Origin of the sequence: Palaeococcus pacificus DY20341 (genome assembly GCF_000725425.1) — an archaeon.
Lineage (GTDB): Archaea > Methanobacteriota_B > Thermococci > Thermococcales > Thermococcaceae > Palaeococcus > Palaeococcus pacificus.
The window spans coordinates 1583541-1603748 of record NZ_CP006019.1; the positions used below are offsets into that span (position 1 = coordinate 1583541).

Annotated in this window: 27 protein-coding genes; 7 read left to right on the forward strand and 20 right to left on the reverse strand. The window is 42.2% G+C overall.

Annotated elements, in window-relative coordinates; all coding sequences use genetic code 11:
* Positions 1 to 46 precede the first annotated feature (46 nt).
* The 9 genes from PAP_RS08620 to PAP_RS08660 form a co-directional block, all read right to left on the reverse strand.
* Entirely contained in the window at positions 47 to 646 is a 600-nt protein-coding gene (locus PAP_RS08620; RefSeq protein ID WP_048165620.1) for a hypothetical protein, read from the reverse strand.
* Positions 647 to 1243: a hypothetical protein gene (locus PAP_RS08625; RefSeq protein WP_048165621.1), complete on the reverse strand. Its 597-nt coding sequence runs from the start codon at positions 1241 to 1243 to the stop codon at positions 647 to 649.
* 10 nt (positions 1244 to 1253) lie between these two features.
* Entirely contained in the window at positions 1254 to 3080 is a 1827-nt protein-coding gene (locus tag PAP_RS08630) for a hypothetical protein (protein ID WP_048165622.1), read from the reverse strand.
* A gap of 9 nt (positions 3081 to 3089) precedes the next feature.
* Entirely contained in the window at positions 3090 to 3677 is a 588-nt protein-coding gene (locus tag PAP_RS08635; RefSeq protein ID WP_144368018.1) for a hypothetical protein, read from the reverse strand.
* Between the two features lie 156 nt (positions 3678 to 3833).
* Positions 3834 to 4214, reverse strand: coding sequence for a DUF302 domain-containing protein (locus PAP_RS08640; RefSeq protein ID WP_048165624.1), 381 nt, complete (start codon positions 4212 to 4214; stop codon positions 3834 to 3836).
* A 111-nt stretch (positions 4215 to 4325) separates the two neighbouring features.
* On the reverse strand, positions 4326 to 6416 hold the full coding sequence (locus PAP_RS08645) for a heavy metal translocating P-type ATPase (RefSeq protein WP_048165625.1): 2091 nt from the start codon (positions 6414 to 6416) through the stop codon (positions 4326 to 4328).
* Between the two features lie 2 nt (positions 6417 to 6418).
* Positions 6419 to 6766: an ArsR/SmtB family transcription factor gene (locus PAP_RS08650; RefSeq protein WP_048165626.1), complete on the reverse strand. Its 348-nt coding sequence runs from the start codon at positions 6764 to 6766 to the stop codon at positions 6419 to 6421.
* A 93-nt stretch (positions 6767 to 6859) separates the two neighbouring features.
* Positions 6860 to 7450: a SagB/ThcOx family dehydrogenase gene (locus PAP_RS08655; RefSeq protein ID WP_048165627.1), complete on the reverse strand. Its 591-nt coding sequence runs from the start codon at positions 7448 to 7450 to the stop codon at positions 6860 to 6862.
* 41 nt (positions 7451 to 7491) lie between these two features.
* Positions 7492 to 8394, reverse strand: coding sequence for a DMT family transporter (locus PAP_RS08660; protein ID WP_048165628.1), 903 nt, complete (start codon positions 8392 to 8394; stop codon positions 7492 to 7494).
* 1 nt (position 8395) lies between these two features.
* Between PAP_RS08660 and PAP_RS08665 the strand changes: the two genes are divergently transcribed.
* The 3 genes from PAP_RS08665 (at position 8396) to PAP_RS08675 (ending at position 10535) form a co-directional block, all read left to right on the forward strand.
* Positions 8396 to 8584 carry a hypothetical protein gene (locus PAP_RS08665; protein WP_144368019.1) on the forward strand — a complete coding sequence of 63 codons (189 nt, stop codon included), beginning with the start codon at positions 8396 to 8398 and terminating at the stop codon, positions 8582 to 8584.
* A 366-nt stretch (positions 8585 to 8950) separates the two neighbouring features.
* On the forward strand, positions 8951 to 9835 hold the full coding sequence (locus PAP_RS08670; protein WP_048165630.1) for an ABC transporter ATP-binding protein: 885 nt from the start codon (positions 8951 to 8953) through the stop codon (positions 9833 to 9835).
* Positions 9828 to 10535: a hypothetical protein gene (locus PAP_RS08675; RefSeq protein ID WP_048165631.1), complete on the forward strand. Its 708-nt coding sequence runs from the start codon at positions 9828 to 9830 to the stop codon at positions 10533 to 10535. Before PAP_RS08670 ends, PAP_RS08675 begins: the two co-directional genes overlap by 8 nt.
* Positions 10536 to 10541: 6 nt before the next feature.
* On the opposite strand, the gene PAP_RS10130 is transcribed toward PAP_RS08675, so the two are convergent.
* From PAP_RS10130 to PAP_RS08720, 9 genes are all read right to left on the reverse strand, one after another.
* A complete protein-coding gene (locus PAP_RS10130) occupies positions 10542 to 10928 on the reverse strand; it encodes a DUF302 domain-containing protein (RefSeq protein WP_052649133.1) in 387 nt (128 codons plus the stop codon).
* Positions 10929 to 11069: 141 nt separating this feature from the next.
* On the reverse strand, positions 11070 to 11276 hold the full coding sequence (locus tag PAP_RS08685) for a YHS domain-containing protein (protein WP_048165632.1): 207 nt from the start codon (positions 11274 to 11276) through the stop codon (positions 11070 to 11072).
* Between the two features lies 1 nt (position 11277).
* On the reverse strand, positions 11278 to 11484 hold the full coding sequence (locus PAP_RS08690) for a heavy-metal-associated domain-containing protein (protein ID WP_048165633.1): 207 nt from the start codon (positions 11482 to 11484) through the stop codon (positions 11278 to 11280).
* Between the two features lie 96 nt (positions 11485 to 11580).
* Complete coding sequence (locus tag PAP_RS08695) at positions 11581 to 11958, reverse strand: DUF302 domain-containing protein (protein WP_048165634.1); 378 nt, start codon at positions 11956 to 11958, stop codon at positions 11581 to 11583.
* A gap of 2 nt (positions 11959 to 11960) precedes the next feature.
* Complete coding sequence (locus tag PAP_RS08700) at positions 11961 to 12353, reverse strand: CoA-binding protein (protein ID WP_048165635.1); 393 nt, start codon at positions 12351 to 12353, stop codon at positions 11961 to 11963.
* A 70-nt stretch (positions 12354 to 12423) separates the two neighbouring features.
* Positions 12424 to 12993 carry a peroxiredoxin gene (locus PAP_RS08705; protein ID WP_048165636.1) on the reverse strand — a complete coding sequence of 190 codons (570 nt, stop codon included), beginning with the start codon at positions 12991 to 12993 and terminating at the stop codon, positions 12424 to 12426.
* 233 nt (positions 12994 to 13226) lie between these two features.
* Positions 13227 to 13748: a ferritin gene (locus PAP_RS08710; RefSeq protein ID WP_048165637.1), complete on the reverse strand. Its 522-nt coding sequence runs from the start codon at positions 13746 to 13748 to the stop codon at positions 13227 to 13229.
* A gap of 110 nt (positions 13749 to 13858) precedes the next feature.
* The gene (gene thiI / locus PAP_RS08715) at positions 13859 to 14950 is read right to left on the reverse strand and encodes a tRNA uracil 4-sulfurtransferase ThiI (protein ID WP_048165638.1); all 1092 of its coding nucleotides are present in this window, start codon (positions 14948 to 14950) and stop codon (positions 13859 to 13861) included.
* 1 nt (position 14951) lies between these two features.
* Complete coding sequence (locus PAP_RS08720; protein WP_048165639.1) at positions 14952 to 15911, reverse strand: ThiF family adenylyltransferase; 960 nt, start codon at positions 15909 to 15911, stop codon at positions 14952 to 14954.
* 179 nt (positions 15912 to 16090) lie between these two features.
* Between PAP_RS08720 and PAP_RS08725 the strand changes: the two genes are divergently transcribed.
* The 4 genes from PAP_RS08725 to PAP_RS08740 all read left to right on the forward strand — a co-directional run bounded on the left by PAP_RS08725 (position 16091) and on the right by PAP_RS08740 (position 18137).
* Positions 16091 to 16300: a hypothetical protein gene (locus tag PAP_RS08725; RefSeq protein ID WP_048165640.1), complete on the forward strand. Its 210-nt coding sequence runs from the start codon at positions 16091 to 16093 to the stop codon at positions 16298 to 16300.
* Positions 16300 to 16632: a hypothetical protein gene (locus PAP_RS08730; RefSeq protein ID WP_048165641.1), complete on the forward strand. Its 333-nt coding sequence runs from the start codon at positions 16300 to 16302 to the stop codon at positions 16630 to 16632. Before PAP_RS08725 ends, PAP_RS08730 begins: the two co-directional genes overlap by 1 nt.
* 64 nt (positions 16633 to 16696) lie before the next feature.
* The gene (locus tag PAP_RS08735) at positions 16697 to 17512 is read left to right on the forward strand and encodes a hypothetical protein (protein WP_048165642.1); all 816 of its coding nucleotides are present in this window, start codon (positions 16697 to 16699) and stop codon (positions 17510 to 17512) included.
* A gap of 58 nt (positions 17513 to 17570) precedes the next feature.
* Positions 17571 to 18137: a hypothetical protein gene (locus PAP_RS08740; RefSeq protein WP_048165643.1), complete on the forward strand. Its 567-nt coding sequence runs from the start codon at positions 17571 to 17573 to the stop codon at positions 18135 to 18137.
* On the opposite strand, the gene PAP_RS08745 is transcribed toward PAP_RS08740, so the two are convergent.
* Positions 18134 to 18994, reverse strand: coding sequence for an FTR1 family iron permease (locus PAP_RS08745; protein ID WP_048165644.1), 861 nt, complete (start codon positions 18992 to 18994; stop codon positions 18134 to 18136). The genes PAP_RS08740 and PAP_RS08745 overlap by 4 nt on opposite strands.
* A gap of 114 nt (positions 18995 to 19108) precedes the next feature.
* Positions 19109 to 20206: a M24 family metallopeptidase gene (locus tag PAP_RS08750; RefSeq protein WP_048165645.1), complete on the reverse strand. Its 1098-nt coding sequence runs from the start codon at positions 20204 to 20206 to the stop codon at positions 19109 to 19111.
* Positions 20207 to 20208 lie beyond the last annotated feature (2 nt).

Genomic DNA, 20208 nt, shown 5'->3' on the forward strand with positions numbered 1-20208 from the left:
TAGTTCTGCAAAGTTTAAAGGGCAAGACTTTGACCAAAATGGAAAGTCACTCCACCTCGGTCTCCCTGGCCTTCTCCTTCGTGACTCTCTCGGCTGCAATTTCGGGTTCGAGCTCCCCTTCCTTAACGGCTTGAATTGTCCTTAAGATCTCTTGCAGCTCCTTATCTTCCACAAGCTCGACCCCCGCTCCCAATGCTTGGTCAGTGTACCCGAGCATCTTGTTGAGGTTCTCATTTATGTTTTGAGCATCAAGCTGCATGCTCACGAGGTGCTTCTCAAGTTCTTCTGGGGACATTTTCTGCAGAATCTTCCAAGTGGGGGTTTCCTTTAGGAGGGCCTCATTCTCCTTGATTATCAGAAGGTTGCTGACGAGCATGGCCTGCTTGTTCAGCTGGACGTGCGTGTTCTGCAAGCTCTGCTTTCTCTTGTTCAACGTTTTGATCTTCGTGGCTATCGTCAGCTCTTCACTCTTGCTCCTCGCTTTTTTGGCCTGTTCAAAGAGCAGTGCGATTTGTCTATCCATCTCTGCAATTTCGTCCTCAATCTTCTTAATCTGCATGTCCAGCTTTACCTGATTCTCCCTGAGCTTGTCTATGGGTATATCTAGAGGATTCTTTCGACCGAAAAATCTGGAGATAAGGCCCATTTATAGTTCCTCCTCCAAGTCTTTTGGAAGTTCTTTTGAAGCTATTTTAGTCGCTACCTCATTTACGTCGGCTTCTCCTGTTTCTACCTTGGCCCATGCTTCCATTAGCTCCTTCTCTGTCTGGTCTTCTGCCGCTTCAAACTCGGCAATCTCCATTTCGAAAACGCGGTTCAAGCTGCTGACCATTTCATCGAACTCTTTCCCATCTAAGCTTACCTTCACGAGAACATTCTCAAGCTGTTCAGGCTCAACTTTGCTGAGCTTTTCCCATATTCCAATTCTCCTGAGCTCCTTCTCGTACTTCTTGACAACTATTAGATTCTTGACAAAAGTGTACTGCCTCTGGGCTGTCATAAAATCTCTTAGCTTAAGCTTCTGCTCCATATCAAGGCTTTTTATCTCCTGTGCGAGCATCTTCTTCTTTAGCACATCGGCCCCAATACCTTCTTGGAAAAGCTGTTTCTTTTTCTTTTCAATACTGTTTATTTCCTTCTTTGTCCGTTCCAACCTGTTTCTTAGTCGAATTTCTTCTTCCTGAAGCTCTCTTAGGGAGAGCTTTTCGATTGGGTTCTTCCTAAACCTATCTAATATCCTCATGTTCAACACCTCACTTCCTCATCAATACCAGACCAAACCCGTCAATATACTTCACAAGATACTTGCCGTCCTTGGCCATTTCATAAAAGGCCCGTTTAATGTAGCTCTCATCTCCACAATCCAAACATTCGTTAAGCGGCAAGTAATCCTTGCCGGCGATTTTCTCTTCCACACATTTCTTTACTTGTGCATAAAGCTCTTCATCAAGCTCTAAACGCACCAGGGGGAGCAGTTCTTTGGCGTATCTGTCGTTGGGGTTGTAAATCAGCTCGCCGCTCTCCATATCAAGGAGGATTAAGGATACATTCTCAGAATAGAAGTTCTGGTGGAACTGGTCTGAGTTCACGTACTTTCTGATTTTTTCTTCGAACCCTAAAGGTGAAGCTATTAACAGGATTGTTCTCCTGTCCTTTGAGGAATCCCTCGCGTCTACCAAGTACATATTTACATCGGCAAGTTCTAATGGGTCGGTATCAAACCCATATTCGGCCAGCTTATCAACCCGTGTTAGATAACGAGCATTTACCAAAATCTTTTCCTTCCTTCCGAGGAGTTTTTTCTCTTTTAATGATATTTCAAGGTACCTGTTTTCGGGGAGATTCTTTAAGCTTCTTTCATCAAGCTTGTCAATAAATTTCGAGGTGTCTTCACCCTTCTTCTCCTCTATGCGCTCTACGACATATTTTTTACCCAAAATCCTTATTTGTTTATTGAATTTGCTTTTTGTTCTGCCTAGGAAATTGAGCTCTTGGATTTTTGCATCTTCCCTTACAACCAAGCGAGAACCTTTCTCTATGTTTTTAGATGCTCTAAGCACCTCTTCAATCTTCTTTTTGAGCTCTGCATCTTTGGCTGAGAGTTCTATCTCTTTTTTCCTGAGCTCCATTTCTTTCTGTTTCAATTCTAATCCCTTTCTTCTTATCTGCTCCTCTAGAGTTTTTACTTCTTTCATAATGTTTTCTCTGGCTCTTTCGAGCTCTTGTTTGAGTCTTTCTTGGAGTTCCTTATCTTTCAACTCGAGAAGTTTGTTAGTCAGAGCTTCTTTCTCCCTTTCAAATCTTTCTATAAGCTCTTGTTTTTCCCGTTCGAGTCTTTGTATCTCCCCTATGCTTGACATCGATATTTCTTCCGCTATCCTTCTCTTTTCATCTTCAAAAAATTCTATCAATTCCTTTATGCGTTTTTTAAGCTTCTGAACTTTTTCCTCGTATACGAACTTTACCGCCTCAACTTCATCTGCTTTCTCCTTTTCCCAATCCTCGAGTAGTGTTCTAAACCAATTGTACTTGTTCGCTTCATTTATGGCTTCTTTGATCTTCTCTTTGTAGCCTCCCCATGTCCTTTTGAGATAATACCTAAGGGGCAGCTTTATTTCGGGATTTTCTAGCTGTTTTTCAATCCACTTATCAATTCCAAGATAGTAAGTCTTTAGTAGTTGAAGAACTTCAGGATCTCTTCTATAAAGCTTGGTTAGGAAATCTTCCTTTGTTGTTATCTCAAATACATTGTACTTTAGAATTTCATCTATTATCATCAATTCGTAGTCTGAGAAGCGTTTTTGTGCTGGCGGGAAGTCTTCGTTGTTCTTCTTAAAACTCCACGCTAGTATTGCCAAAGAAGCTTCAAATTTTGCCCTGAATGCATTATCTAAATCTTCCAAAAAATCTCCACAGTGTCCATTTAGGTACTTTTCATAAGCTTCCGTTATCTCGTTCCAAAGCCTTTGTCTTGTATTAAACTCTTCTACCAATATATCCCTCCCCTGCCTCAGAACTCTCTCTGCCGGTCTTAGGAGAGCTTTAATGCATGAAATATCTCCTTCGTCAAAGATCACCATAGAATCACCTCATAGCAGTAATGAAAGCTCCTCCCGGAGCTTTTTAGCCATATACTCAACTACTTCTCCATACCCCACAAGCGAAATGACTATCTGGGTCTCATTAGTGCTTTTTTCATCTATTTCTATCCTAATCTCAACCCTTCCCTTTTTTGTGTATGCTCCGTAAGTCATTGAGAGGTCATCTGAAGAAACGTAATATGCATTGCATTTGGATAGGATGTATCTAAGCAGCTTTCGCACAATCTGAGGATTTTCGTTCGTTATATACTCCAATTCTACTTTGTTAGGAGCCACTTTTGACTTTAGGTCTTCTTTTTTAACGTGGTACACTTCGACTTTATCTGACGAAGGAGGGTCAAGTTTTGACAGAAGCTCTTCAGCAAATTCGGAAACATTTTCTGTATCGATTATGAAGGTAATACCCCTTAGCTTTGAAATCTCGGCCCTTTCCGACCACTTTTCAAGGAGGTATTCGATACGCTTTCTCTCAGCGTCGTTTCCATAGCTAATAATAAAGAGATGCGGCATCGGAATTTTCACCTCGTTTGGTTTTTTGAACACTTGCTCTCTTCCAAGGTGTTTCTGCTTTTGCATATATTACTGCATTTGTGGAACATATAAAGTTTTCGGCAAAATGGAGAAAATCTAATTTCTCCATATAGTGAAGTCAACATTAGTTGGATCATTTGGATAATGAATTCATCATAAATGGAACATTCGTAAGTTCAAAAGATGGGAGGGGAGAGGAGTTTAAACCCTATCAACAACCCTCTTTACTATCTCCTCAACCTGCTCGGCGACTTTCAGTAACTTCTCATTTTCTGCCACTTCCATAGCTTTCGTTGGTAGCATGGCACTTACGTAAGTTTTTCCGCCTTTAATGTAAACTAAAATATTGCATGGTAAAAATGCCCCGCTGTCATAGTCGATTCCTATGAGCTGACTTGAGAATTTTGGATTGCATACACCTAAGATGACATACTCCTCCATGTCCAGACCAAGCTTCTCTTTAAACAGCTTATCAACTCTAATCTCGCTGAGCACCCCAAAGCCTTCCTTTTTGAGCTCTTCTTTGACTTTATCAACAGCTTTTTCAAAGCTCAGATTAGTCTCTTTCTTGTGGACATACATTTCACATCACCTACTTTATTGTTCATGTTTACTTCTGATTTGAAAAGCTAATAGGCTTATTATTATCAAAATTGAAAGCAGAAAAGGGCAAAATTTTCAAAAATAAAAAAGCTACCTCAAAATCCTCATCGCGTTGAACACCGCTATCAGCGCAACTCCAACATCTGCAAACACTGCCTCCCACATTGTAGCCTCTCCAAGAATTCCAAGGCTTATGAAAGCCAGTTTAACCCCAAGGGCAAAGATTATGTTCTGCCACACTATCCTCTGTGTCTTTCTTGCGGTCTTTATGCCCATTGGTAGCTTTGAAGGCTTGTCGTCCATTATAACTATGTCAGCCGTCTCTATAGCGGCATCACTTCCTAAAGCACCCATTGCAACTCCTACATCAGCCCTAGCTAAAACCGGCGCATCGTTTATTCCATCGCCTACGAAAACTATTGTATCCTTTGGATCCTTTTTCTTTTCAAGCTCTTCAATAACCCTTACTTTGTCTTCTGGTAGCAACTCGGCATAAAACTCGTCCAATCCTATTTGTCTTGCTATCTCCTCTGCAACATCTTTGTTATCTCCAGTTACCATTACAACCTTTTTAACGCCTAAGCGCTTTAGCTCTCTCACGGCTTTTGGAGCATCTTCCTTTATCTCGTCAGATATAATTATGTAGCCTGCGTACTTTCCGTTAACGACCACATGAGCGACGGTTCCCTTTACGTGGCATGTATCGTGCTCTATATTGAATCTGTGCAATAATCTATCATTTCCAACCATTATTTCAGTTCCATCTATTCTAGCCTTAACGCCGTGACCTGCTATCTCCTCATGCTCCTTTATTTGAGCTTCGTTGATTTCTTTCCCATAGGCCTCTTTTATCGCCTTTGCAATTGGGTGATTTGAGTGGGCCTCAGCTAAAGCTGCGAACCTCAAAATCTCCTCTTCACTGAAACCGTTTCTTGTCTCTATTTTTGTAACTTTAAAGACTCCCTTTGTTAGCGTCCCCGTTTTGTCAAAGGCAATGATTGTGGCTTTGCTAAGCGCATCAAGGAAGTTTGACCCCTTGACGAGTATTCCTTCTCTGGCTGCCTTTCCAATCCCGCCAAAGTAGCCGAGAGGTATTGAAAGCACTAGAGCACAAGGGCATGAGATTACCAAGAGGACTAAAGCCCTATATAACCACTCAGAAAAAGGCTCTCCAAAGGCCAGCGGGGGAATTAAAGCAACGAGTGCAGCTAATCCCACAACCGCCGGGGTGTAGTAGTGAGCGAACTTCGTGATAAACTTCTCTGTTTTAGCTTTCCTTGCACTTGCATTCTCAACAAGCTCCAAAATCCTTGAAATAGTTGACTCTCTAAGCTCTTTCGTAACTTTGACCGTCAAAAGACCGCTTAAGTTGACCATTCCCGAAAGGATCTCATCTCCTTCCTTTACTGTTCTTGGCACGCTTTCACCGGTTAATGCTGAAGTATCTACATTTGAGCTTCCTTCCAAAACAATTCCATCCACAGGAACTCTTTCTCCAGGCTTAATAACTATAACATCCCCAGCTTTGAGCTCCTCCGGCTTGACTTTAACTATTTTATCTCCAACTTTCAAATTCGCATACTCAGCTTTTAAAGATAGCAATGCTCTAATTGAGCGCCTCGACCTGTTGACAGCTATGTCTTGGAAGAACTCACCAACGATGTAGAACAGCATAACTCCCACAGCTTCAGGATATTCCCGAATTGCAAATGCCCCTAATGTGGCTATAGCTATGAGGAAGTTCTCGTCAAAGACGTTCCCATGGACTGAGTTGATAAAAGCGTTCCTCAACACCTTCCAGCCTACTAAAAGGTAGCTCGCAACGAATATTCCAAGCACAAAGGCATTGTCGTAGTTGTAATAGTATCTCAAGAGCATTCCTGCTGTGAAGAGCACGAGCGAAGGTATTATGAAATAGAGCATCTTCCTTGGGTCTTCGTCGTGATCGTGGTGGTGTCCATGGTCATGGCCGTGGTGATGCTCTTCCTTCTCAATTATCTTAACACCCGGCTCGACCTTTTTCACTATCTCTTTGGCCTTCTCCACGTCGCCCTCAATAACCAGCTCGCTTGTTGTGAAGTTCACCAGCGCAAACTCAAAGCCTTCTTTTTTCAGCGCTTCCTCGATTTCATAGGCACAGCTAGCACAGTCAAGGCCTTCTAATTTGAGCTTCTTTGGCATGCTCACTCCTCCATGTGCTTAAGTGCAACCTTCAAAATCTCCCTTATGTGCTCGTCATCTAAGCTGTAGAAAACGTTCTTTCCGTCTTTTCTATACGTGACGATTTTTCTATCCTTCAAAATCCTAAGCTGGTGAGAGATCGCGGAAACCGAAAGCCCAGTGATATTGGATAAGTCACATGTGCAGAGCTCATCCTCCAGCAGAGCGAAGAGTATCTTAAGCCTTGTGGGGTTGCCTAAGGCGTCAAAGAAGTCGGAAACTTCAAGGATTGTCTCCTCCTCAGGCAGCTTTTTCTTAGCTTCGAGGATTTTATCCAAATGCTCTTCGTAAACTTTACATATCTCTGTCATTTTTATCACCTCTACATTTGAGCAATTGTGCAAATGTTCTTATAAATGTTACTGGACAAAAATGGATAGGGAATAAGAAAGAGGGCCTGAGAGTTATTCCGCAGGCCTTCCAAGAGGGAAGATATATAGGGGATCTCCTTCAACATCAATTACCTTCTTGACCTCCTCGTCTCGAAAAGCCCCAACTGCGACAGTTCCAAGGCCTAAAGCCGTTGCTTGGAGGTAAATATTTTGTCCCATGTGACCGGCATCGATGTGCACATACCTTACTCCTCTTTCACCATACCTGCTCGTGGTTCTTTCATAGTGGGCAACTATCACAATGTTCACTGGAGCGGTAGCAACACACTTCTGTCCGAGACATGCACGAGCGAGCTCTTCTCTTAAATCTCCCTTTCGAATAAGCTTTAGAACATGCTTCTTCCCATCATAATGGTATAACCCGGGATCAAGGCCCTCAACACTGCTCACAACGGTGTATACTTCAAAAGGATACCTTGCACCCGCACTTGGAGAGGTTCTCTTTCCCCAGATATTTATTCCATAAGCCGCCCAGAGAACTTGAGAGAGCTCACCAAGGGTTAATGGTTCTGAGGTATATCTTCTAATGCTCTTTCTCCTGTATATCGCTTCCTCAAGACTAATTTCCCCTTTAATTCTCGGTTCTGGTAGTTTAATCTCCATATTATCACCCAGAAATTAATGAGCGTTTTTTCACATAAGGTTTACTCTAAAGATAACAAATACACCCCAAAGAACATCAAAATGCCGAAAAATGCTTTAGCTGCTGTGAAGCTCTCTCCAAGGATTAGAAAAGCAAAGAGAGCACCGATTAGTGAGGAAGTTGAGAAAATTGCCCCCGTTTTCATAGCCCCAATTTCCCTCAAGGCGAATAGGAACAGCACGATGGAAAAGCCTATGCTGAAGGCACCGACCGTTAATACATATGGAAGGCTTTGAAGTGGGATGTAGAAAGGAATTCCAATTAGAGAAGCCAGAATTAATAACGCGCTCCCTCCAAACAGCCCTTTTAGTGAAGTTACCAAAAGCAGATCCCTCTTAACGCTTAGCAACTTGCTCAAATTATTGTCTATCGCCCATGAAAGGCCTGCTAAAATTATTAAAATGTTCCCAAGGATGCCTTTGCTCAGCTCTACTTCCCTAAAGTTTTCTGTTGAGATCACAACGGCTCCAATTAAGATTAAGAGAATTCCGATAATGCTTCTTCTTGAGGCTTTTTCTTTAAAGACTAAAAGGGCTATTAAAACAGTGAACAGCGTCTCGGTGTTGAGTAAGAGGGATGCATTAACAGCTGTTGTCTTATTCAAGCCAAACATGAACGAAAGAGGTGCCAAGAAAGATCCAAAAAGTACTATAAAAGCCAATAGCAAGAGGTCTCGCCTTGAGAAGTATTCTTGGGTTTTAACTTTAAATTCAAGCCTTTCGAGGATTTTATCCTTAAGTGGTGTAAAGCGAAGGAGCATTAAAACTATCCCCGCCGTTAGATAAATGCTTCCCGCTATTATCATTGGATGAACATTTCTAAGGGCGATTTTATTCAGCGTCGAGCTTATTCCAAAGAGCAGAGCAGCTAAAACTGCACTCACATAGCCATAGTGATGTGTCATGATGAGGAATACAAAAGAGGAGGTTATAAACGTATTTCACACAAAACGGAAAGAGATAGCACGAGATAGCATTATTCAGGCAACTATGTCCATAGCTCCTTCTAAGAGGCAATATGTCGTTTGGTGGAGAATAGGAGGATGGACATATAAGCGCCAAGGCTTACTAAAGAAACCAGCACTCCCAGCCTGACTACGTTATTAAGAAAGAATAACCTGTCAATCACATTAAAAATTAACCCCGGGAGGATTAATGTTAAGATGGTTGAAATTAAGGCCGAATGGTAAGAGTTAAATTCTCTCTTAAACCCCCAGAAGACGATTAACAAAAAACTGAAGGATATGAAGTAATCAACCATCATAATATCGCCGTCCAATATACTGTTTTAAAATCTTATAAAATTTTCGCCCCAGCGTCGTAAACACCGCCATGTAATTAGACAAGAGAAAAAAGAGAGAGTAAAGCAATATGGAGTGTTCAGCATTAACTAGCTGCAGTGTTCTCGTACGCGAAAATATTAAAATATCTTTATTTTACTAATAATATTGGGAAGCGCCCATGGCTAATCACGCAATAAAGACCCACCGCTTGACCAAACGCTATGGAGCAACGCTAGCACTCGACTCTTTAAGCTTCAGCGTAGGGCGAAATAGAATAATTGGACTAATAGGACCAAATGGGGCTGGAAAGACGACTTTAATAAAAATTTTAACTACTCAGCTCAAGCCTACATCAGGGGAAGCCTACGTTCTGGGCTATGAATTGGAGAAGAGCATTGAAATAAGGAAGAGGATTTCCCTTCTGCCCCAGGAAGTCAAAGCTCATTTCTACACCCTCACGCCTTTTGAGTACATCTACCACTACCTTAGAATGCGCGGGCTGAAGAGGGGAGAGGCAAAAGAAAAAGCCCGCGAAGCTGTGAGAGAATTCAACATAAACTATGCCGACAAGCTAATGGTAGAGCTCTCGGGTGGGATGGTTAGAAAAGCGCTGGTTGCTATGATCCTTTCCTTCAACGCTGAGCTGTACTTCTTGGACGAGCCTACAGTTGGCTTAGACCCCTCGGCGAGGTTCGAACTCTGGCAGATTTTAAGGGAAAAGGCCAAAAGCTCAACGATTTTCCTAACTAGTCATTATATAGATGAGGTCTCAAAGGTTTGTGATGAGGTAATTCTGCTTAACAAGCAGATATTACTTCAAGGAAAGCCCGAAGAGATCGTAAAGCACTATTTGCCGCGCTTTAGGAAGAAAGTTGTGCTATTTGAGTACGCGGATGTAGGAGAATATGCGGTCAAAAAAGCCGGGAAATACATTTTTGTTTACCCACAAAACGAGAGCGAGCTTGAAGAACTCACAAAATCGCTCATCTCCAGAGGAGTGCCCTTTAAAATTGAGGAACTTACAATTGAAGACCTGTTTCTGCTGGGGTGGGCGAATGATTAGCGTAATCGAGTACTACGCCAAAGCTCTCACGAAGAGTAGAGCCTCACTGATAAGCTTCGCCATTAGACCGCTCTCCTTCATATTCCTCCTGACCGTCGTGAGCGGTGGAAAGCTTTTCCCAACAGCACTCATTGGGGGAATGATCAGCTTTGTCACAGGCATTGGAATAGCAGACTTGGCCATAGAGATAGCAGGAATGAAAACGCGCTCAAAGTTTTATGATATACTCTCAACTCTTCCAGTGCATCCGCTGAAGCTCGGCCTTGGAATTTCAGTAGGGATGAGCATTCCCGCGCTGCCTTACTTAGTCGTTCTCATCGTTACTTTAACCTACGTGAGGGGACTTTCCCTCTTGAAAATAGCCCAAATAATCCTTCTCTTAGCGTTTTTATGGCTTTGGGGTGTTTTCGTTGGACTCTACATAGGTGTGAAGCTCAAGGAGCCGATAGTTATAATGAGGGTTTCGAACATAACTCTAACAGCTTTAACGATCTTTGCCCCAGTTTACTACCCCATTGAAGTTCTCCCAAGCTTTGCCCACAAAATTATTCTCCTTTTGCCGACGGCAAGCTGTGCATACCTAGTTCGCTCACTCTATGAGCCCTTAAGTGAGTGGAAAATCGCTTTAGCGAGCTTAACGCTGTGGACTTTGCTTTTTGGAGTTTTGGCCTTTAGGGATGGGATTTTCAAAGAAGAATAAAAAAAGTCAGCTAGCCACCATATCAACGGCTTGCTTAAGTTGCTCCTCAGCCGTTTTTATGTACTCCACAACCTCTTCGCCGGCAAAGCTTAGCGTTTTCGTTGGAAGCTCAACGCCAATACAGCAGGCCTTTTCGCCATCGGAGTATATGAAAGCGTGACAAGGAACTAATGCCCCGATGTCTTTGTTCATCTTCATGAGCTCATAAACGTATTTCGGGTGGCAGATGAAGAGTATCTTATAAGGTGGAACATCGATATTGAGCTTCATCTTGACCTTCTTGCTCGGCATGACTTCGCCAACGACCTTTAAGCCGACTTTTTCGATGGCATCTTTAAACTTTCTCTCTGCTTCTTCAAAGTCCAGACTAACCTGTTTAACGTATTTGTGCATGCTTTTCACCCCATTCAAGGATTGTCCCATACTTATATGCAAAAATAAGCTTTAAAAAGAGTGCAGTTTAAAACTAAAGGTTTATGAAGGCAGATTTCATGAAAAGAAATTCACTAATTTACAAGTAAATAAAAAGAAGAGTCAGTGGCAGCAGCAACCATGCCTTTTGTGACCGTGTTTGTGCCCATGCTCGTGCTTCATCCCCTCTCCCTTAACATATTTTTCAGGATTTGATTCAAATTGGGCTTTGCAGTGTGGAGAGCAGAAGTAGTAGACTTTTCCATTATACTCCAGCTTAAGCTCCGTTTCTTCGCTAACTTCCATTCCACAGACTGGATCAATAGGCATTTCAAGCCACCTCCGCTTCATAGCCAAACTTTGCAATAGCACTAATTAGATCCTCAACTGTGAGCTTTGACTCGTCGTACTCAACAACAGCCTTCTTCTCTTTCAAGCTGACTTCCGCCTTTGCCCCGATCTTCTCTAAAGCTCTTTTAATCGTCATTACACAGTGCTGACAGCTCATATTTTTAACATTCAAAACAACTTCTGCCATGCTAATCACCAGTCTAGACTATGTTTGAAAGCTTATTGTTCTTATTCTTTCCAAAGTGAGAATAGAAAAAGGTCCAAACTTTAAAAATTGACAAATTTACAAGGAGTTGATTATCTCTTTGAGCCTTTCTTCCATAGGCCTCATGAGCTCAACTATCTCATCCCCAGCTACTTTCCAAGCGACACTTGGCAACCCAATTCCCAAATAAACCCCATCCTCTCTAACATAGCCAAAAGCAGTACATGGAATTAGAGCGCCAATGTTCGGGTTGATTTTTACTAACTCCGCAATTACATCTCTATCGCATATGAAAAGCACATGATAATCCGCTATAATTCCATCTTCCCTCTCCACTATGCTGACTGGAACTCGTTCACCAACAATAAGGAATCCTTCCCCTTCAACCCTCTCCTTAAGCTCCTCCCAGAGATCATCCAAGTCCCTCTCAAATTTTTTAACATAGTAAAACTCCATTCTCATACCTCCAAGAACATTCTTTTGTCGCTCGTCTCGACCATTATGCATTTTATAAAGCTATATTCAATGTTTTCCTTTTCTACGAGTTCTCTAATCTCCTCGCTCTCAGCTCCAGGCTGGAACCAAAGTTTTCTAAATCCAGCTTCAATAGCCTCTTTTGCCACTTTAACTCCTACTTTCGGAGGAACAACAAAAACGATTACATCAACATCCTTTGGCAGATCCTTAACGCTCTTGTAGCATTTTAACCCCTCAATCTCATCATAATTTGGATTAACAGGCAGGACTTCAAACCCCTTCTTCTTTAAGTCCTTGAGAATAATGTTTCCATACTTAGCGGGATTAGGGCTTGCTCCTACTAAAGCGATTTTCTTAAAATCTCCCACATTCATTTATATCACCAAAGTTGAATAAACGTTCACCCTTTTTATACCTTGCTGGGCAAAAATGAATAAAAAAGGGCTAAATTTTTCCAACCAAATCTAAACTTACTTTTAGTGTTTCCTTGCCCGGCTCCCAGCTCGCTGGACAGACCTGTCCGGGGTGTTCCCTTACGTACTTGGAGGCTCTAAGTCTTCTGAGTATCTCCTTCGCGCTCCTGCCTATGCTCAAATCGTGCATCTCCATGTGCACAACTTTCCCATCAGGGTCTATTATGAAGGTTGCCCTCCATGAGAGACCTTCCTCCTCGATATATGTCCCGAAGAGCCTTGAAATCTTTCCAGCCGGATCGGCGAGCATTGGGTATCTTATCTTTTTAATTGCTGGTGAAGTGTCGTGCCAAGCTTTGTGAACGTAAGCTGTGTCTGTAGAGACGCTTAAAATTTCTGCACCTTCTTTTTGGAACTCTTCATAGTACTCAGCGAGCTCCTCAAGTTCCGTTGGGCACACAAATGTAAAGTCCGCCGGATAAAACGCTAAAACAACCCACTTGCCTTCGTTAAGATAGTCTGAAAGCTTAATCTTCTTTATTTCTCCTTCGTGGTAGGCATCTGCTTCAAAATCTGGAACTTTTTCTCCAACCCTAATCATTTCGACCACCCCAATTTTTTGGTTTGTATTTCATACTATGTTATATTTATTTATAAACTTTAGGGTTGCCTAACTTTTAAGATGAATATCAAAAACTGCAATAACAAGATCTAAATATAAAAACTTGATTTGAACTCCTTAAAAGCCCTAATAATCATTTTTTTAAGTGCGAATTCTTCAAAAGAATCCAATTTTCGCCGAATCAAATACGAAATAGAAAGAAAAGTTGAAAATCACCCTCCTTGGAGGAGAAGCCCCGGAAGTTGGGGTTGCCTCTGGTTGAGCTCTTGATCTATCATAAAAATAGCCTCTGGGCTGCCCTTTACAAACTTGAGCCTGTCTACAATCCTTTTGACACTCGCTTCCTCCTCAACCTGCTCGTTTATGAACCACTCTAAAAAGGCCCTCGTTGAGTAGTCCTTTTCTTCTTCCGCCAAAGCAGCAAGCTCATTTATACACTTGCTTATGAACTGCTCGTGTTCGTATGCTGCCTCAAATGCATCTAGTGGTGACTTCCACTCCTTTGGTGGTTTTTGGATCTCTTTAAGTTCAACTCTGCCGTTGCGGTCGTAGATGTAGTTGTAGAATCTCAATGCGTGCCCAAGCTCTTCCTCGGCCTGAGCCTTCATCCAAGATGCAAAGCCCTCTAAGTTAATGTCCTCAAAATACGCAGCCATTGAGAAGTACAAGTATGCTGAATAAAGCTCCCTGTTAAGCTGTTCATTTAACGCCTCCAGCATCTTTTCGCTCAACATTCCACCACCCCCATAGAACTATAGAGTAACAAAGTATTTATTTTTTTCTTTTGATTTAATACTTCAGGCATAAAAAGAGATAAAAAGTATTAGAAAAAGGACAAATTTTTTCAAACAATGTTTTCCTTTTCCAATTCTTCCAGTATTTTGATGAACTCTTCGTATTTTCCTTGTGTTATTACCCTTTCAGGCCTAAACGGGCAATCGCAGTAGGGATACTCCAAGAAAGCCTGATAAGTCCCAATTTCCCTTGCTATCTTAACGATTTCCTCTTTGTCCATTCCCAAAAGTGGCCTGTGAATTGGAAATCTAACTCCCATAGTCTCTATGAAAAGGTTCGACAGTGTTTGTGAAGCTACTTGGCCAAGGGAATCTCCTGTAACTATTCCCAAAGCACCATTTTCCTTAGCTATTTCCGCCGCCCGCCTAAGCATTGCTATTTTACACACGACACATGTCCATTCCCTCATTTTCAAGCGGTTTAAAACCACAACATAGGGTTTGAGGATTTCGAAATGGTTCTCCATGATGAGCTCAATGTCCTTTGGGGAGTAGTCGTTGAGAATTTTAACGGTATTTTCTACGACTTTCCTTGCATTCTTTCCTTGGTCAAAGTGCACCGCCATAACCTCGGCGCCTCTCTTCATCATTAAGAAAGCAGCGACCGGGGAATCAATGCCCCCGCTCAAAAGAACAACAACTTTTCCTTGCGTCCCTATGGGCAGGCCGCCGACACCTTTAATCTTCTCAAAGAAAACATACGCCCTCTTGTTTATTATTTCAATTCCAACCACAAGCTCGGGATTTTCCAAATCAACTTTCCAACCAAATTCTCCTACAACGAAAGCACCAATCTCCCTATTGACCTCAACAGAAGTCTTGAGAAAGGTTTTATCCAAGCGTTGAGTTTCAACCCTAAAGCTTTTTGGAGCAAAGCCCTTCAAAGCTTCTCTTAAATAGTCCGGCACTTCATCATAGCTCATCTCTTTCGCAGGTGAAACGGAAACTACTCCTGGAACTTTTGCAATAATTTTGGCTGCTTCATCCGGAGCATCAACGAGTATTCTTCCTCTAATCAGCTTTGCCTTCGCTTTAATCCCCTTTCTCTCCAAGGCCGCCAGAATGTTCTCCATGAGCTTCCTCTCAAATTCTCTCCTTTTTCCCCTCTTTACTGCTATCTCTCCGTATCGAACTAATATCATCTCAACCACCCAGATAGCGTGCAAAGAAGTTTTTAGCCTCTTTTTCATCCTCGGCTCCTCTAACTATCATTCTTCCGCTCTTAAATATCAGTATTTCAGCATAGTCGTCTTCAAACTGGATGAACTGCGACGTCTTGATGTACTCCTTGCCCAAAGAATCGAGCCTTTTAGCGAGCTCATCCAGGCTGATGTTCATCTTCTCGGGAGGAGTTATTTGAATTGAGCCGTCACACATTCTCTCTATCTTCATCTGCTTCTCCAAAAAGACAAAATTGTACCTGACGCAAGCATCACAATCATCTCTTCTTGGGATATCTATCTTCTCAAAGTCAAAGGTTTTGGTATCGAAAAATATCATCTCGCTTTTAACTTCTTCTCCAAGGAGGATTTTAGCCGCTAAAGCAACTGCTATGGATGCAGCTAAGGAGGGGACGTAGCTCATTATACCCGCAACGGCACACGTGGGCATAGGCCTTGAAGGCAATTTTGGCATGAAGCACCTAAAGCACGCTGTCTTTCCTGGAATTATGGGCATCACGTTACCATAAGTGCTTAAAACACCAACGTAAATCCACGGCTTATTGTTCTTAACGCAGTAGTCGTTTATAACTTGTCTCGTATAAATGTTGTCTGTTCCGTCTATTATAAGGTCAGCTTCGTCCAAAAGGTGAACCGTCGAAGGGTTAAGATCTTCAAAGTAGCCTTTAACCCCAAACTTTTCCTTCAAAACATCGACTTTAGGCTTATCGACATCCCCTTCTTCATAGATAGTTCTAGGCAAATCATTGTAGTCCACAAAGTCTCTATCAATAACTATAATCTCACCAACGCCAAGCTTTTTGAGAAAATAAACCTCCCAGCTCCCTAATGCCCCTGCACCAACGACAGCGACTTTAGCTTTGGAAAGCTTTCTCTGTCCCTCTAAACCAATGATTGGGAAGTGTCTTGAAAATACCTCCATTTTCTCACCACCAAACCTTGTTTGTTTCTTCTATTTATGAAGTTATCTTCACAAAATTGGGTAGTTATAAAAGGAGGCAAAATTTTTAATTCTGCCAATTTTGTGAAATAGTAACTTTTCATTTTGCTAAAAATGAAGCCTATAAGCATGATGGAATTTTTAGTAAATTGGTGACATCTATGAAAGCTGAAGTCTGTGAATATTGTGCTGGGGATAATTTAGAGAGAATAAAAAGCATTCTAGAATCAAAAGGACATGAAGTGGAAGTTACAGGATGCATTGGCCTATGCGCTAAATACGGCTGTGGGAGAATTAACGTTAAGATAGGAGAAAAAGAAATATCCGTTGAGAGCTTGGAAGAGTTCAAAAGAACTGTGGAGGCGCTCTAATGGCTAAGGTTTTGATAATAATCTCTACAGCTGAAATAGGGAAAGCTCTAACGGGATTTATGTATGCAGTCAACTCAGTAAGGTATAATTGGCTTGAAGAAGTTGAAGTTGTGCTCTTTGGCCCAATAGAGCGAGAAATTGCAAGAGGAAATGAAAAGCTAATGCCATGGATAGAAAAGCTCAACGACCTCAACAAAACTCCGTATGCCTGCAGAAAGATAGCGGAAGATGAAGGCATTGTGGAGGGCTTAAAGCCATACACAAAGGTGGAATACGTAGGGGCAATCATCTCAAAATTCATAACCGAGGGCTATGTCCCGATGGTCTTTTGATTTTGAACTCTTTTTTTCACAAATTTAATATAACTTCGACGCAAATTTTAATGTGGTGATGCCCATGCAAAGAGCTTTAGTTACACTTACCTCTCCAGAGAGCAAGCGCTTAATTGCTAAAGCTGTTGTGGCTCTGGATGAAGTCCAATACGCCTTAAAGAATGGCTTCGTTTATATAGCAACAGGCACAACAGCCGCTTACATCACGGAGGAGATTTTAGGAGAGAAAATTGAGAAAGAAAAGTGGACTGTCGGGATTATAAGCAAAGGGAGGACTTGTGTAACTCCAAAAGAAACATGGCCTAAACATCTTGTTCTCTACAAAGGGAAGCCTTTCGAAGGTGAACCAATAGAAGCGTTGAAAGAGATGGGTCCTGATGATGTTTTCATCAAGGGAGCAAACGCTATTGATCCAAATTGGAACGTGGCTGTCTTTGCTGCAGCTCCAGATGGTGGAACAATAGGAAAGACCTATGGGTGGACAATAGCAAAAGGCGTGCTCACAATAACCCCCATAAGCCTTGAGAAGTTCGTACCAACACCTGTAGAGTACAGTGCGAAGATAACAGGAACAAGAGTCTTTGACTGGGGAACGGGGCTTTACTCAGCCTTAGTTCCAATCCCACACGCGATTCCAATAACAGAAATCGAAGCTTACGATATCTTAGCAAACGTTGATGCAGTGCCCATAGCGGCTGGTGGCGCTGGCGGAGCAGAAGGGAGCGTAACACTCGTTTTGGAGGGCGAAGATGAAGACATGGAGAGAGCAAAGGAAATAACTAAACAAATCAAGGGCGAGCCATACCTAAAACCATACACTGAGGATTGCGCTAAATGTCCGTTCGCAAAGACCTGCGGGCTTGGAAGCGGGACTTTTTAACTCTCTTCCCTCTAAAATTTATAAACGCTTGTAAAAGACTTAGTTTTTGGTGAGAATAATGAGGAGGAGCAGAGTAGTTGGGATAATTTTTCTCGTGCTCCTAATTTTGCCAATGGCTGCTGCTGAAGATGAATATGAAAACGATGAAGCTCAATTTGCGGGGTTGGCAGAGGCTGGCTTCATAATAATAACTGCTGGAATACTTTTCTACTCCATAATCAAGAGGACGCCTTTTATAGACTACAAAAAGGGCAGCTTTTCCATAAACCTAAACCACGAAATGCCATTTTTAGAAGTCAGAGCTCCTTTGTATCCACTCGATATACACCACTTCTTAGTGGTCTTAGGCTCTCTCCTGACCATACCCCACTTCATATCATGCCAAGACTACAGTACGCCATTTGGTCTAACCGGCCTTTTGCTGGGTTTTGCATTGCTCATTGAGAACGCAAGCGGCTTCTATGGGCGCTACTTACATGCAAAGGTCGAAAGGCTGAGGAGAGAAGTTAGCAGTCCTTATCTAAAAGAAGCCCTAAAAAAGTTTAGGAGGTGGAGGGAACTGCACATCGTTTGGACCGTCGTCATGTATTTAATCCTAGCACTCCACCTCGTTTTTGTGGACTAATCCTTCAAAGTCCTTATACCTTGCATTTTTACACTCAGTTTTGGCTCTTTTTCATACGCTTTAACCATTAAGCGGAGACCGAATATCAAATAGCCCAGCTGCAGAATTAATCTTCCCCACTCCATTTTTGTGGAGTACCCAAAGAGCACCGCGAATATTGAGCCTATAGCTCCTTTATGAGACCAGATGCTGTCTTTAGGAATTCCCAAGTCATAAGCGGTTTGAGCAAACCAGCCTAAGCTTAGTCCCTCTTCTTCGGCAAACTCAATCAGCTCATGCGTTCCATAGCCCAAAAGCCCCGCTGCAACGAATATTAAGAGTATTGAGCTGTAGTAAAAGAAAGTCCTGAGGTTTATCTTCATTCCAATGCCGTAGATAAGGTAAGCCAAGCCTAAAGCTCCAGCCAGTCCTAAAATCAAGCCCAATAGAGTGCCGCTTAAGTCTTGAGTTGCAAACGGTGTTAAAAAGAGTACAGTCTCTAAGCCTTCTCTAAAGACCACTATGAACGTGAAAGCTGTCAAAGCCAAAGGATTTATTGCCTGAGACACTTTACTCTCTATCTCAGCTTTTATGTTTCTGCCCTTAGTTGCCATCCAGTATATCATGCTTGTCAAAACGACAACGGCTAAGTACGATGCCAGCCCTTCAAATAGCTCTTTCTCTTCTAAACCGCCATATATTTTGAGGATAAGTCCTCCCAAGATTACACTTGCCAATACTGAAAGTCCAACACCAGTCCAGACATTTTTGATTTGTTCATTTCTTTCCGTCCTTTTTAGATAGGCAAAGATAATTGCCACAATTATAGCAGCTTCCAAAGCCTCCCTAAAGGTAATGAGGAAAGCGCCAACGTTCATAGATTAGCACCTCCAATATTTATTAGGTCAATCTAACAAATCTTCGATTAGATTATAACTCTTATTTTTACCAGGATGATAAAATTCCGTGATTTATTTTTAAAAAATGGAAAACTAAAGAAATACAGGAGCATCAAAAAGAGTAACATTTTCGAGCTTTTTACCAACTATTACCGTATCTTCCTTCTTTACTGCACCTTCTGGAATCATGAGCGGTGCATGCACCATCGCCAGCGCCATTCCTTCCTGAGCTTTCATCGCCCTGTGTGGGACCACTATCGTAGTTATTGGGTCTTCTTCAATTAAAAGACCAACTCCATGCGTGTAACCGGTTATATAGTACTCTTGAAGCCCTTTTTCTCTGTATACCTCAGCTATTTCTTTTTCTACCTGTGAAAAAGTGACTCCCAGTTGAGTCTTTTCCAAAGCAATTTGGTGAACCTTCTCCATCGCCTCGATAGCATCCTTCGCTCTTTCGCTTGGCTCTCCAATGAAAAAGCTTCTCGTTAAGTTTGCATAATAATAGTTATAGTCAGCGCCGATTACCACAGTTACAAACTTACCCTTCTCGACTCTAACATCTCTAAAAGGCTCGGCATGTGCCCTCGGAGTGGCTGAAACATAGACCTTTGGATCTTCGCTTCCATTGAGCATTAGTTCGCGATAAATCTCGGCAGCGATTTCAAGCTCACTTTTTCCTGGCTTTATCTCTTCCATCGCCACTTCCATTCCCCTTATCGCAACTTTTCCTGCTTTTTTTATGTTCTCAAGCTCCCAATCGTCCTTTATCATTCTCAATTGCATTGAGAGAGGCCTAATATCTTCGATCTGTACCCCAGGGTTGAGCTTCTTGAAAATTTCGTAGAACAGAATGTAGGCATCTCTCTCAATGGAGAACTCCATGCCGACGGTGCTGTAGCCGTTTTTCCCAATCCACATCGTTACCATTGCCATCAGATCTTCCGTCTTTTGAAACTCTTCAACGTTCTCAATCCAGCTCTTCTGCATAAAGAGCTCTTTCTCACCTTTAGCCACAATTGCCACCGGCTCGCCTTCTGCTGGAATAAGAAGGGAAGGCCTAAGCCACTTGGTGCCGGTGAAGTAAATAAAAGTTGAGAGTGTTCTTATAACAGCTCCGTCTATTTCGCTCTTCCTTAGGAGCTCTTGAAATCTCTCAACTCTCTTTTTGAATATCCTTTCATTTCCTCTCATGC